The 13696-nt window shown below is 49.0% G+C and carries 12 protein-coding genes and 1 pseudogene; 7 read left to right on the top strand and 6 right to left on the bottom strand.

Annotated elements, in window-relative coordinates:
- Nucleotides 1-151: 151 nt before the first annotated feature.
- Both FAY32_RS08690 and FAY32_RS08695 read right to left on the bottom strand, forming a co-directional pair.
- Nucleotides 152-1579, bottom strand: a complete 1428-nt coding sequence (locus tag FAY32_RS08690; RefSeq protein WP_318635488.1) for an S-layer protein — start codon at nt 1577-1579, stop codon at nt 152-154.
- 522 nt (nt 1580-2101) lie between these two features.
- Nucleotides 2102-3313: an aminotransferase-like domain-containing protein gene (locus tag FAY32_RS08695; RefSeq protein ID WP_143463043.1), complete on the bottom strand. Its 1212-nt coding sequence runs from the start codon at nt 3311-3313 to the stop codon at nt 2102-2104.
- Nucleotides 3314-3543: 230 nt separating this feature from the next.
- On the opposite strand from FAY32_RS08695, the gene FAY32_RS08700 reads away from it, so the two are divergent.
- The 5 genes and pseudogenes from FAY32_RS08700 (at nt 3544) to FAY32_RS08720 (ending at nt 6915) form a co-directional block, all read left to right on the top strand.
- A complete protein-coding gene (locus tag FAY32_RS08700; protein WP_143463044.1) occupies nt 3544-4452 on the top strand; it encodes a LysR family transcriptional regulator in 909 nt (302 codons plus the stop codon).
- 228 nt (nt 4453-4680) lie between these two features.
- On the top strand, nt 4681-5034 hold the full coding sequence (locus tag FAY32_RS08705) for a hypothetical protein (protein WP_143463045.1): 354 nt from the start codon (nt 4681-4683) through the stop codon (nt 5032-5034).
- A 24-nt stretch (nt 5035-5058) separates the two neighbouring features.
- A pseudogene (locus tag FAY32_RS15080) lies at nt 5059-5274 on the top strand (SdpI family protein); the annotation flags it as partial.
- Nucleotides 5275-5566: 292 nt separating this feature from the next.
- Nucleotides 5567-6415: a hypothetical protein gene (locus FAY32_RS08715; RefSeq protein WP_143463046.1), complete on the top strand. Its 849-nt coding sequence runs from the start codon at nt 5567-5569 to the stop codon at nt 6413-6415.
- Nucleotides 6412-6915 carry a DUF3307 domain-containing protein gene (locus tag FAY32_RS08720; RefSeq protein ID WP_143463047.1) on the top strand — a complete coding sequence of 168 codons (504 nt, stop codon included), beginning with the start codon at nt 6412-6414 and terminating at the stop codon, nt 6913-6915. The genes FAY32_RS08715 and FAY32_RS08720 overlap by 4 nt, the downstream gene beginning before the upstream one ends.
- 208 nt (nt 6916-7123) lie before the next feature.
- Here the strand turns inward: FAY32_RS08720 and FAY32_RS08725 are convergent, their stop codons facing one another.
- The 4 genes from FAY32_RS08725 to FAY32_RS08740 all read right to left on the bottom strand — a co-directional run bounded on the left by FAY32_RS08725 (nt 7124) and on the right by FAY32_RS08740 (nt 10250).
- Nucleotides 7124-7363: a DUF2922 domain-containing protein gene (locus FAY32_RS08725; RefSeq protein ID WP_143463048.1), complete on the bottom strand. Its 240-nt coding sequence runs from the start codon at nt 7361-7363 to the stop codon at nt 7124-7126.
- 28 nt (nt 7364-7391) lie between these two features.
- Nucleotides 7392-7589 (bottom strand): hypothetical protein, encoded by a 198-nt coding sequence (locus FAY32_RS08730; protein ID WP_143463049.1) that lies wholly within the window; start codon nt 7587-7589, stop codon nt 7392-7394.
- A 99-nt stretch (nt 7590-7688) separates the two neighbouring features.
- Complete coding sequence (locus tag FAY32_RS08735; RefSeq protein ID WP_143463050.1) at nt 7689-8249, bottom strand: helix-turn-helix domain-containing protein; 561 nt, start codon at nt 8247-8249, stop codon at nt 7689-7691.
- 741 nt (nt 8250-8990) lie between these two features.
- The gene (locus FAY32_RS08740) at nt 8991-10250 is read right to left on the bottom strand and encodes a D-alanyl-D-alanine carboxypeptidase family protein (RefSeq protein ID WP_143463051.1); all 1260 of its coding nucleotides are present in this window, start codon (nt 10248-10250) and stop codon (nt 8991-8993) included.
- Nucleotides 10251-10900: 650 nt separating this feature from the next.
- Here FAY32_RS08740 and FAY32_RS08745 point away from each other — a divergent pair.
- Together FAY32_RS08745 and FAY32_RS08750 are read left to right on the top strand one after the other, a co-directional pair.
- Nucleotides 10901-11347 (top strand): CopY/TcrY family copper transport repressor, encoded by a 447-nt coding sequence (locus FAY32_RS08745; RefSeq protein WP_143463052.1) that lies wholly within the window; start codon nt 10901-10903, stop codon nt 11345-11347.
- Entirely contained in the window at nt 11344-13491 is a 2148-nt protein-coding gene (locus FAY32_RS08750; RefSeq protein WP_191988168.1) for a heavy metal translocating P-type ATPase, read from the top strand. The genes FAY32_RS08745 and FAY32_RS08750 overlap by 4 nt, the downstream gene beginning before the upstream one ends.
- Nucleotides 13492-13696 lie beyond the last annotated feature (205 nt).

Consider the following 13696-nt stretch of genomic DNA (forward strand, 5'->3'; position numbering starts at 1 on the left):
GACTATCAGTATACCAATAAAAGACGGGAAAAGCTAAATTAATACAATGAACTTATGAAAAATTTACCAGAAAATACAAAAAAGCCCGAATCCGAAGATTCAGGCTTTTTATTTAACTTAGGATAAAAGCTAAATTCAATTTGGAATTGAATTAAGCAATCCAGCTACTGTCTGAAGTGTTGGTAGAAGCAGGACCAGCAACTAAAGTAGCAGTAACACTAGCCTTCAAGGTGTCGCCGTAGTTAGCCAAACGGTTATCCGTAGCGAACGTAGAAGAAGGAGTACCAGTAGAAGAAGTAGTAGTAGTCAATGCATAAGTGTAGTGGTAAGCAGCACCCTTAGCATCGTAGTAGTTAGTAGTACCTTCAGCCTTAGTGATACTCAAAGCTGAATCGATGGTAGCAAGGTTAGTTTCACCAATTTGGGTACCCTTATCACCAGTCAAAGCTTTGATACCAGTTTCAGCAAGAGTTGCAGAAATTTCACTCTTTGCAACAGTAGAACCTAACTTAACACCATTAGCAACTGTACCAGCGTCAGTATTCACTTTATCAACGACAAAGGAAATCTTTGATGAAGCGGCAGCAGTAACGTCAACGTAAACAGTGTTGCCGTATTGTGCAGCGTTAGGAGTGGTTGCCGTAGTAACCTTGTAACCACTAGGTAATGAGTTAGTTACGAAGTTAGCGAACGTAACACCAGCAGCGTTGACAGCGGCAGTGTTAACAGTGTCGCCGGCCTTGGTAGCAGCATCGCCAGTCTTAGGTGAGTTTACCCAAGTACTAGTAGCAACTTGCTTGTTGCTTGCATCACGGTAAACAACCTTGACACTGTTGTCGTTAGTAGCGGCATCAGAAGCAACGTTCAATGATAAACCACCAAGATCTTGCTTAGCAGGGTCGGTGATAGTAGTATCGTAACCCTTACCAGCGAAGACCCAGCCAGAGATTGAAGAATCTTTGCTGTCAGTTACGTGGTAGTATAATGAACCTTCTTGCGTCTTAGTAACAGCGCTATCTACAGTGAATGGATCGTTCTTAGTTGCACCGTAAAGGTTAACCTTGCTTGCCTTGTATTGGGTAAAGCGAGGGGCAGTCCAAAGAGTGTTCTTTGAAGTATCCTTCAAGTAGTAACCAGTAGTACGAACTGGGGTAGTAGCCTTAGTAGTCGTTTCAGCGGCCTTAACACCACCAGCAAAGGCGTCAGCAGACTTGCCACCGTAAACGTAACCACGGTACTTACCGTCCATAGTAACTACACGGTAGTAAACTGAACCACGGTTAGTGGTCTTAACACCGTAAGCACGGAAGTAGTTAGCAGACTTCTTTGAAGAAGCCAACGTAGCCATAGTTGCTTTAGAAGCAACAACCTTAGCACCCTTAACAGTACCAGGCTTAGTGTACAGAGCGTTTGTACCAGTAGCTTGAACGTTACGCTTAGTAGCGTCAGCGGTCAAAGTAGTATAGGCACCGGCAGTAGCATATGACTTAGCTGAAGCAGTAGTTGAAACTGCAGCAACTGAGGCAAAGCTTAAAGCAGCCAGACCCAAGTAAAGAGATTTCTTTAAACTTGATTGCATAATTTTTCTTCCTCCAAACATAATATATGTAATTTATCAAGCAAGAATAGTATAACCGAAGTTAGCGCTTTTGTTAAGAAATTCATTCCAACTAGGTGCCAACCCGTTAAAGCCATTCCGTAACTACAAGTATGATTATAGCCGGGAAAGCGTTTAGAAACAAGGAATATGTTCTTTTTGTCGTTGGAATGAAACAATCAGGCCGGTTCTGTAATATTTCTGTCATTTATACGCTTTATGCATTTCTTAATTAAGTGACTTAGCTTCTATATTTATCGCTTTAATTTTTGGTTCTTTAGTTATGTATAAGTTTAATGCCCCCTTAAGGTAAGTCAACTTACTTGCAAAACGTCCTCTAGCGGTCCATACTGCAAGTATCAAATGAAAGGGGGTGATGCTTTTTGGCAACAGGAAATTGTTACCTTAAAGTGATCGCTTCCGCGGAGAACGGAAACGACTAACTTCTTTAAGGTAAAGGCCCGGCGAAATGTTATTCGCCGGGCCTTTTTGTGCCTTCTTTTTCTAAACTACCGGTCGGGTCTCCCGGATTGCCGCCTTCATCTGGTCACCCAGTCGCTTCATACCCACCGCAATCTCAGCCGGCGTCATACCTGTGAAGCACAGCCGGAGACCGTTGTGAATGTCACGACTCGGGTAGAAGTTCGTCCCCGGCACATAGCTCACGTGGCTCTGTGGAATGATCTGCTCCGTCAAGAGCTTCCCCGCGTCGATTTCCGCCGGTAACGTGACCCAGTCGAAGAAGCCCCCCTGTGGCATCGTAAAAGTAACCTCATCCGGGAAGTCTGCCCGTAACGCCGCGACCATCGCCGCACACTGCTCACGGTAGTGGTTTTTCAGCACCTTAACGTGCGCATCCAAATCGTTTTCTTCCATGAATAGATTAATTGCTGCATGGGTCACACCGGTCGTTTCCAAGTCACTACCGAAGCGGACCTTCATGATGGCCGTCAATAACTCCCCGTCAGCGACCAACCAGCCCGTACGTAGCGCCGGCATTAAAATCTTGGACATACTCGATACAAAGACGACTCTACCTTGTGTGTCAAAGCTCTTGATCGCTGGTAGCGGTAACTGAGCATACCCCAAGTCGCGATACGGGGAATCCTCCAAGATCACGAAATCATACCGGTTCGCCAAGTCGACCAACTGACGCCGCTTGGCTACACTCATCGTGATACCAGTCGGATTGTGATAGTCCGGCACCGTGTACAACAGCTTGATGCCCGGGTGCCGGCGCAACGTTTCCTCTAATTGATCGAGGTCGAGGCCATCCGCCTGCAACCCCACCGCATGATACGTTGGTTGATACAGATCAAACGCCGCCAACGCCCCCACATACGTTGGCACCTCCACGGCCACCTCATCGCCCGGGTCCAGCAACGCCTTGGCCACCAACTCGATGGCCTGTTGTCCGCCGACCGTTAAGACGACGTTAGCCGCAGTCGCTGTCACCTGGCCCCACTTGCCAATCCGCGCCGCCAACTTCGCCCGCAAGTCCGGATTGCCTTGCGCCGTTTGATATTGAAACAAGTGGGCCCCCTGCTGATCAATGACATCGTGAAATGCCCGCTGCATCGCTTTGACCGGGAATAAGCTTTCCTTGGGACTGCCCGCCGCAAAGGAAATGGCATCCGGGTGCGGATCATTTGGAAATAAACCTTCTAAGGCCGATGCAACATCGGGATTGGCACGTTGCGCTAACAAATTTTTCATAAAAGAGTCCACCTTTCTGGCGAGTCCAGCCCCCAGCCAAACCCACCGGTACTATCGTCATCATTCACTGCCGGCATCGCATTTAGCCGTTACCTTACCGACCGGCCAAACTACCGACTGAGGCTTCCTGCTAACCTGAGAGTATGATAGAATACCTTTGAAAGAAAAGCTATTTCAACCATCTCGAAATAGCGTGAATGTTATTCATCTTTACCAAGGAGGTGTCCCCGATGTTACCCTTTGCCTATCGCGTCTTTCAAGCTATCGTCCAAGAACAAACCTTTTATCGGGCTGCGCAAACGCTGAACGTGACGCCCTCAGCCATCAGCCATTCCGTCAATCAACTGGAAAAAGAACTCGGGTTTCCCCTCTTCATCCGTAATCGGACTGGGGTTGAGCTCACCCCAGACGGCAAGACCATCCTGCCACTGATTCAGGGCGTCATCAACGCCGAAGACCGACTCCAGCAAGCCGCCGCCAACATCAACGGCATGAATGCCGGCTCCGTGCGCATGGGGGCCTTCTCATCCGTGTGCATTGCCTGGTTGCCACCGATTATTCGCCAATTCAAACAGGATTTCCCCCAAATCGACATTACCCTTGAGCAAGCCGGCTTTGGCGAAATTGCCTCAGCGGTGAAGACAGGCCGGTTGGATCTCGGTCTGTCCGCGCTCCCGGTCGCTGAAAAATTGACCGTACTACCCCTGATCAAGGACGAAATTTACTGCATCACCCCCAGCGACTTCATCCCCGCTAACCGAACCACGGTCACGGCGGCGGACTTGGTCGACCAGAACTTTATCCTGCAACGTGGCGACTACGACAAGGATACGAAGTCCGCGCTGGACCACTATCAGATTCGCCCGAATGCCCTGCGCTTCTCCATCGACGACCAATCCATTCTCGCCATGGTCGAAGCCGGCATGGGCATGGGCATCTTACCCGAGCTGGCCTTGGAACGGGTCAGCGGAAACGTGAACGTCTATCCATTTGACACCCGCTTTTACCGGACCATCTGTCTGGTCGTCAACTCCGAGCAGGCCAAAGCCCCTTCGACGGCGAAAATGATTGCCGCGATTACCCGGTACGTCGCGGAGACTTATCCGGATAAGGTGCTGGAACATCCGCACGTGGGGTGACGGTGCGTGAATACCCATCTTCGCTTCCATTTGTGGAACACTAAATTACTTCAAACCTTAACGGGCCACCAACATCAAGTTTCACTGATGTCGATGACCTGTTTTTTAATACGCTTCCAGCCAGCCACCGTTCAGTCACCTAATTATCAAACGCCCTGCACACCTCATCGGCTCCGTGCCAGCCCTAAAATACCCTAAACCCACATCGATGGGCGACAGATTGGACTGATGACGATGTTATTTCTCACTTACACCCCCGCAAAAGCCCGCTTGCTTTTGTTGGGCAATGCACTTCTCTTACTACTGAACTGGCTGGCACAGCTGACCCATTTCCAAGCAGGCTACCTGCAACCTGTGCGGTCTCGTGCTGACTTGTTGGCCTTCTCCGCCATTTTTCTATTGCTGCTGGCCGCCAATTTTGTGGCCAAATCGACGACCTTCGCCAAGTTGTTTCTGGACGCCAACCTGGTTTTTGCCCTCTACGCGGTGATTCTCCTCATCTTCCCCAGAGTGCTTCAAGCCGCCACGCTAGATCATAATCTTGGCGGGATCGCACTCATTTTTTCTCTCCTTGCACTCTGACTTCCCTACGTTTCACGCAACCATCTCGTTGGCATTCGACTCCCCTGGACCTACAATTCCCCCATCGTTTGGCAAAAGACAAATCTGCTCGGCGCCCAACTGTTACTCGCCACTGGAATCATCAGTGGGTTCTTCGCCCAACTAAGTGCCTTCTGGCTGACGAGCGTCCAGCTCACGGGTATCATCATTATGGCGGTGATCACGACCATTTATTCTTATCGCTTGTCAAAGACCGTTTGAAGTTCTCTCCCTACACTAAATCCATTACAAAAAACAGTCACCTCGAAAAAGGATGGCTGTTTTTGTTGTGGTCAAAGTGCGTCGTTATTAACACTGTGGCTACACACTATTTTTTCAAGTTTTGCTCAAAAAATGTTAAATTCTCTAAAAAGTCATACTATTTTTAAACATATAATCATGTTATAATTTGGATATGTCAGGGAAATATACTAAAAATAAACATATATTTTTGATTATTTTCAGAATTATACCACGATATTAAAATACGTCAATACAGTAAAGGTGATTTTCAATGCTACGAGATCCAAACAGGAAACCCATTTATTTCACCATTATTATCGACCTTAAAGGGAGTCGCACAAATTTTGTGGATCAAGAAGCTACCAGTGACTTTATCTCCTACTTCGTCCATAAGTTAAATGCCGAATTTATTATGAACGCGGGGACGTCCACCTTCCAGCAAAAGGATGGCGACTCAATTATGATTGTTTTACAAGAGGGTATGGAGGCTTTAGTCTACCGCATCTATCAATTTTGCAATTCATTATATTATCGATCTGAATTCCAAAAAGTCGCTACTACAAAAATGATTTCAGGAAAAGACTTAGCGTTCTACTTTTCTGTCGGGGTCGGTACTGTTGACACCAACGTTAACCAATTAAACAATGTCGATGTTGTCAATGGGTCCTCCATCTCACGGGCCACTGAAGGCATTATGATAATCAAAAGGATTGTAACCCATCAAGTCTCAACGCCACAGTTTTCTTTTAAGAAATCACCATTTAAACTTTTTATCAATACAGGGTCTGAGCACAACACACAGCCTAGCGCTGATGCCATCACAGGTTTGTTCTACCTGTTATACGAAAAAATTTTGAATACCAAAAGCAAAAGATTTGGTTATGCGCTCCTTTACCCCGAACGACAAATTTCAAATATTGATTTAGCCCATGAATTAGCCGAAAAATATAATATGTCAGCTTTCAATGTAGACTACAATGACCCTATTCAACGATCTCAGGTTTCCTCAAAGATTTCTGTTATGCTAGCACCTGTAAAGAAAGAACCTATTGTCCTTATTCAAAATGCTATCATAAATGGGCTCCGCAATATCAAGGAAGAGTTGGTACAAAAACTATGACCATCATCATGATGACCTATCTGACCCACCTACTAGTTGACTTTATTTTTCAGCGAGACATCACTGTCAAAACTAAATCTGAAAAAATGTCTTGGCAAAAAACAAAATGTTTATTCGGTCACGCAGTCATCTCTAATTTAGTAATTGGTTTAGCTTTATACTCAATCATTTGGTCATACCAATGGGTTATTGATGGGGACAGTCATGCCGGCTTCAACCTTCTTGATTACCTTTTGATTCTACTCTGGATATCTGGATTTCATTTTGTACTGGACGCAATCAAGCGCCCAATCCAAAACAAACTTAAGGACTTTTGGTTCCAGAAACAGTCCGATGTTGTCACGTATACGTTAGATCAAATCCTACATTTAATCGTCATCTTTGTATCAATTGGAATTATCCTTGGTTTTAATCAATTAGCCACTGTATTCAATCAACTTCAAAACTCTCTAAAGAGTGGTAATATCATCGTTATGCTACAAGGCAGTGACTCGCTTTAAAACTTTGGAAGATAACTCAAATTTTGCGGAGTACTACTTATTGGGAAGCATCCTAAGTCTACTATTAGGTTGTCTATTTCCACTAATCACTCACCAGTTGTTTTACGCATAATTTCGCGATGGACGCAACCCAAAACGACCGCCACCCCCTTAAGGATGACGGCCGTTTTAGGTTGCGTTACGTTAGGACTATTGAAACGATGGCACGTTAGACAGCTGGTACCGCGGGCTTAGCCGTGACCAGCGCCGTCTTGGTCGTTTCCACGACACTAGCGGTTTGGGGTTCGGCGTACAGTTCAATGCCATCCTTAGCAAACAACTTGGCGGCGGCAATCTGCTTCATGAGGCTCTCGACCTCAGCCGGGGCCAATTCCGTGTTGACGTACTTCAGACGCAGGTGCTTGATGCGCGTGTCGGAGCCTTTAAAACTCATTTCTAATGCTTTCATTGCATGACTTCCTTTCTATTAATAAGCGTTAGGCAACAGCGTTTTGGGTGGCAATGACGGCGTTACGAAATGGCAAGCCCGTCAAACCGGAGAGGTAGCCGCCGAAATCCTCGACCTGTTTGGCTGCCGGATCGGCAATCGCGTTTTGCAACACGATCTTCACCGGATGGTCAACGTCGGCCCCGAGGATAAAGGTAATAGTCGTTTTCTTCCAATTTGTTTGCATGGTGGTGCTCCTTTCGTGGTGCGATTTTGGTAAGTGTTGGCCAACCCCTACACTCTTACTAACGAAATCCGGGCCGATTTTGTAACGCTGTTTGCGCAATTAATTTAAAAAATCACGGGCCGGCGTCAACTGCTGAATCAATCGTTGGGTCAGTGATCGGCGCCAGCGGTAGACCGTGTTGCGGCTCACCTGGTGTTTCTCGGCAATTTCAGCTACCGTCAATTGGTCGACCAGCGTGCCCACGAGAAAGTGCCACTCGCCCCGTTTGCCGGACGCGCCGATCAGTTTCAGGAGATACTGGCGATAATCGGTAAGGCCAATCATTGCCAGGACATCGTCATCGCCGGGAAGTTCACCCAGTAGCGTATCGCCATCCCCGCTCTCCTGGTGGCTATTCTCCCGAAAGTCGTGCCGGCGCTGGTCCATCAGCGTCCAATACAATTTCTGCTGGGCATAGGCCAAGAATTGGTGTGGTTTTACCAGCGGATCTTCCGGGAAGGCGTGATAAATGTCGGGGAACAGTACGCGGGCCTCTTGGAAATAATCCTCGTAGTCCGGGTGGCCGGGTTTCAGATTGAGTTTCTTCAACACGGCATACAGTATGGTCTCATGGTCGCCGGTAAATAGAAATTGGTACGCAGCGGCGTTATCGGTGGTCATTTTATGAATCATCCTCTCAGTTTTGATGATCCATAGCGCTATGGACAAGCACCACCCTATCAGCTACTGAGAAAAGAATCGAACCACCAAAAACGGGCACGCGTTGCGATAATTTTAATTATGTTCTTGTTTACTTAACCCCCAAGAGATCAACCGGCGGGAAAATCTCGGCGTTGGGTGGTTGACTAATTGATTCAGTTTTCGCACCAATTTTGGGGGGAAATCACTGAATTAGCGGTAAATTTTTTCGTATTACCCCCTAGCTTGATCAGGTCCGCGAAAGATTGCGAGTGCGGCGCTAATTGACAACTGGTTAGGGTGGACATTACTGATGGGTTAATTACCGCGGTACGCTGACCCGCTAGCCCTCGCCATCGTCACGTTTTGGGGCTTTCCCTTGGCACCTGACTCGCGGACCCGTGACCCTTTTTGTAGGCCAGCCACCCCCTACCGCGCGGCTGGCTATTGTTAGGGTTAGTTGTCCAGGTGACACCTAATTGGGGGCAGCCGACCGTTGACACCCCCGTAAGAAGGCGAATTTGGAACACAACTCAAAAATCAGCCTTTTCAGAAGAATTTTTCTGAAAAGACTGATTTTATTTTTGCTATTATCATGGCGAAACGTGCGTCACCAGGCAGTTTGTTGCGCTTAACCCGATAACGGGAATTATGCCAAGGCCAGGCATAACCCCTGTTCTCGCAAACTAATCGCCTGATGTCCCATTCTCGCCTAATATCGGCTTATTCAAATGCAACGTTCATTGGTCGGCCTAACGCCGTCAATAAGTGATCCGTCGCCGCTTTACTTGTGAAGACGACCCGGTCGGCGAACAACGTGGCGTTCTGTTGTGACCGGTACATGACCTGCTGCTTGGCGCCCGTCGTCGTGTCCGTGACCGTGGCCTGGGCGACCGTCTCCCCAGCATCCACGATACCGGAGGACAATTGGGCTGGCGTCAGCTTTGTTTGAACCTTAGTCGTCAAATTAGCCGACTGATCAAGGTACCACACGCCCGCCTGACTCACGATTGGCGCCGCCGTGACCGTCGTAATCCCATTGGACAGCGAAATCTGTTTGCTGGTCAATGGGGTCGTTTCCAACTGGTACTTCTGCTTCAACTGTTTGATCAGTTTATTCATGGCCGAGAACGTCGTGTCCCCACCCAGAATCGTAGCGATCATGCGTTGGCCATTGACCGTATACGTTGCGGTGAAACACAACTTTGCATTTTCCGTGAATCCGGTCTTGAGACCATCAATGTGGCTTTCCTTCTTATACTGTGCTTGCCCTGGCAAACAACTATTTTCATTAAAGATCTGCGTGCCGTTGATGCTGGTCTCCGTCTTGCTGGAAATCGTCGTGATGTCCGGGTCGGCAGCGAGGAGATGTTGCGCCACAATAGTAATCGCCTTGGCTGACACCAAGTTCTCTTCCTTTTCACCCGTTCCCGGCAAGACTAGGTTGTAGTCCTTCAAGTCCGTGTTGTCCAGCCCCGATGAACTAATGAAGTGGGCCTCGATTCCCCAGTCTGCGCTCTGCTGATTCATAAGCTGGATGAACTGACCATTGCTACCAGCCACGTACTCACCCAGCGCAGTCGCCGCACTATTGGACGAGGCAATCATCGCCGCTGCCACCAACTGTCTGACCGTAAAGGTGTCGCTACGTTTCATCCGCAATGAGGAATAGGCATAGCTGTGGCTGAGTTTGAGCAAGTCTTTGCTGATTGGCACGGGATCGTCCCAACCAATCTGACCGTCATTGATCGCTTTGACCGTTAAATACACGGTCAATAACTTTGACAGTGAGGCAATCGGATACTTTTTGTCCGCATTTTGCTGGTACAGGACCTGACCACTCGTTGCGTCCATGACAAAGGCTGCCCGGGCGGGAACTTTGGTCACGGTGGCGGCTTTCGCGGTCACCCCAATTCCCCCTAAAATGGTCATCACCAGAGCCAGTACGACTCCTCGCCATAACCAGTATTTTATTCTAACCACAAGCGCGAACGCTCCTTTCACCCTAACTTTCATCTGTGAGGGACGGCTCGCCGTCCTCACCGGATCATAAGTAAATTAATTTAGCGGCTTAGTTGCCAGCAGTCATCGCCAATTCACCACTAAGATTATTAAAATAGCGCATTTTCGGCGGGTTGACAAGTCTTAATTATGTGACCGAACTTCCAGTCAAATCGCTAGTCGCTGCCCTTCATCAGCCAGAATCCCGGCAAACCAGCAACGACCGTTAACATAGTCTAACTTTGATTATACAAAGTGTACCAAGAGATAGCATGAATATGGTGATTCTTGCCAAAATTTTAACTTCTAAGTGATTAATTTGTGAAACCGCTATATGACAGCTTTTGTTAATGACCATGATGACTTAGACAAGTCACTGGCCGAACACCGCAATCCAACGGCGCCGACAACCCGCTTGTGCTGGCTAACAGTTACAATGAGAAGCGTTAGCCCCCCTTTTAGGTGCTCGCGCTAGCAGATCCTTGGCGCTGCGCGTTTGCTGACTGGCATAACTTCACCCCATCCGACCAAAAGATCAGCCCCCAACATGTTCTGCTTGACAGGAAACCTGGGAGGCGGTAGACTAAGGTCATCAATTAAGATTACATTTGTAAACGAAAGGGGTTGTTAAGATGGCCACCACAGAATTAGCCGTTACCATTTCCGATGCCGAATGGCGCGTCATGCGGATCGTTTGGACCTTGGGCCAAGCGGATAGCCGCACCATCATTGATTTACTCGAACAACAACACGACTGGAAGGCACCAACCATTAAAACGCTGATTGGCCGCCTGGTAAAGAAGGGCGCGCTGGGGACCACCAAGAACGGCCGCCAATTTATCTACACCCCGCTCATCAAGGAACAGGCGGCCATGGACGGCGCGCTCCTAAACGAACTTGATCAGATGTGTGCGATGCACCGCGGAACGTCACTGGTGCACGTGCTGGAACAGACTGAGTTGAGCAAGACTGATGTTCAAAATTTAATTGACTGTTTAACCCAAAAGTTACCGTCGGCCCCCACTATGGTCGACTGTGACTGCTTGCCGGACGGTTGCGAGGGGAGTTGTGACGTATGAAAGAACGCGAACACGTTGGCATGTCACACATGAACATGCAGGGAGATATGAAGGGCATGAAGATGCCGGATGACGCTAAACAAACGCCGCCTGAAGACATGGCTATGGATCACGGCGATATGGATATGAGCAACATGGACATGGCTCACATGGATATGGACATGGGCGACGGTCACATGATGCACATGGGTAACTTGAAACGCAAGTTCTGGGTCTCCCTCATCCTGACCATCCCCGTGGTATTGATGTCCCCCATGATGGGCATGACGCTTCCCTTCCAACTGGTCTTTCCGGGGAGTGACTGGGTCGTTGCCATCCTGGGCTCGATTCTCTTCTTCTACGGCGGCGGTCCCTTCTTCAGCGGGGCCAAGGCTGAGCTCCAATTGAAGCAACCCGCCATGATGACCTTGATCAGCATGGGGGTCGGCGTGGCCTACGTCTACAGTATCTACGCCGTCATTGCCAATGACTTACTTCACGTGACGCCGACCGTCAACAATTTCTTCTGGGAGTTGTCGACCCTGATCGTCATCATGTTACTGGGGCACTGGATCGAAATGAACACTGTCATGAACGCGGGATCGGCGGTCGATGCACTGGGAAAATTATTACCACAGACCGCCCACGTGATCGATGACCAGGGCAACAGCACAGATGTCCAATTGAGCGACCTCCAAGTCGGCCAAACGTTGGCTGTACGGGCGGGAGAACAAATCCCAGCCGATGCCGTCATTCTCACCGGGACTTCCGATGTCAATGAATCCTTGGTCACTGGGGAATCTAAGGCCATTAAGAAAATGGCTGGCGACAAAGTTATCGGGGGTTCGGTCAACGGCACGGGAACGTTCACCGCTAAAGTCACGGGGACCGGGGATTCCGGCTACCTCGCTCAAGTTATGGACCTGATTCAAAATGCGAAGAACGCCAAGTCTAAGTCAGAAAATCTGGCGAACCGAGTTGCTGGTTGGTTATTCTACGCCGCCCTCTTCGCTGGGATTCTGGCCTTCATCGTCTGGCTGACCGTTGCTAACTTAGCCGTCGCCTTACCCGTGGCCGTCGCGGTCTTTGTTATCGCCTGCCCCCACGCTTTAGGACTGGCTGTGCCCCTGGTCGTTTCTCGTAGCACGGCCCTCGCCGCACAAAACGGGTTGTTGATCCGTAACCGTGACGCTATGGAACAAGTTAACCACTTAAAGTTTGCGTTGATGGATAAGACCGGGACGTTAACCATGGGTAAATTTAAGGTCAACCACCTGGTTAGTTTGGATGATCAGTTCAGTGAAGCTGACGTTCTGCGCCTGATGGCCGGTCTCGAAAGTGGCTCCAGTCATCCCCTGGCGACTGGCATCTTAGCCGCCGCTAAGGAACAACAATTGACGGTGACCGCCGCCACCGATACACATCAGGAAACCGGACTGGGTCAGTTTGGGACGCTGGACAACACCACGTACGGTGTCGTTTCCGTTGCCTACTTGGACCAACACCAGCTGGACTACGACCACGACCAGTTCACCACTTTTGCCGCCGAGGGAAACTCCATTAGTTTCTTAGTTGCTGGCGATAAAGTGCTGGGACTCGTGGCTGAAGGTGACCAGATCAAGCCTAATGCCAAGAAATTGATCACGGCACTCAAGGCGCAAGGAATCACGCCAGTCATGTTGACGGGTGACAACCAGGAAACGGCCCACAAGGTCGCTACCAGCATTGGCATCGATGACGTGCAGGCCCGTTTGCTGCCGGAGGACAAGGAACGACTGGTGCAGAAATACCAGCAGAATGGTAAAGTCCTCTTCATCGGTGATGGCGTCAACGATGCCCCAAGTCTGGCGCGGGCTGACATTGGGATGGCCATTGGTTCCGGAACCGACGTGGCGATCGAATCCGCCGACATCATCCTGGTCGCCAGTGATCCGGCCGATGTCATTCAATTCCTTGACTTGGCGCGGGCAACGAACCGGAAGATGACCGAGAACCTCTGGTGGGGAGCTGGCTATAACTTAATTGCCATCCCACTAGCCGCCGGTGTCTTAGCCCCAATTGGCTTCATGCTCAACCCAATGGCTGGCGCCGTCGTTATGTCCTTGAGTACGATCATCGTGGCGATTAACGCGATGACTTTGAAGATCAAAGCAGTTGAAGACTAACTAACAGAATAGAAGCATCTTAAAAAACTTCGGCAGCGTGACGCGCTACCGAAGTTTTTTTGGTTCCGACAACACCTAGTATTGGTCAACATTCGTACCGTTAAATTAGTCTCAGTATTGTGTGAGCACACAACGTAAGCCGAGAGGCCAGCCGGTAAGGCGGCTTAACCACTATGTTGCCTAGTTTTAGATACATTTACATTTA

This window comes from Levilactobacillus enshiensis (genome assembly GCF_007115095.1).
In the GTDB taxonomy this organism is placed as follows: Bacteria; Bacillota; Bacilli; order Lactobacillales; family Lactobacillaceae; genus Levilactobacillus; species Levilactobacillus enshiensis.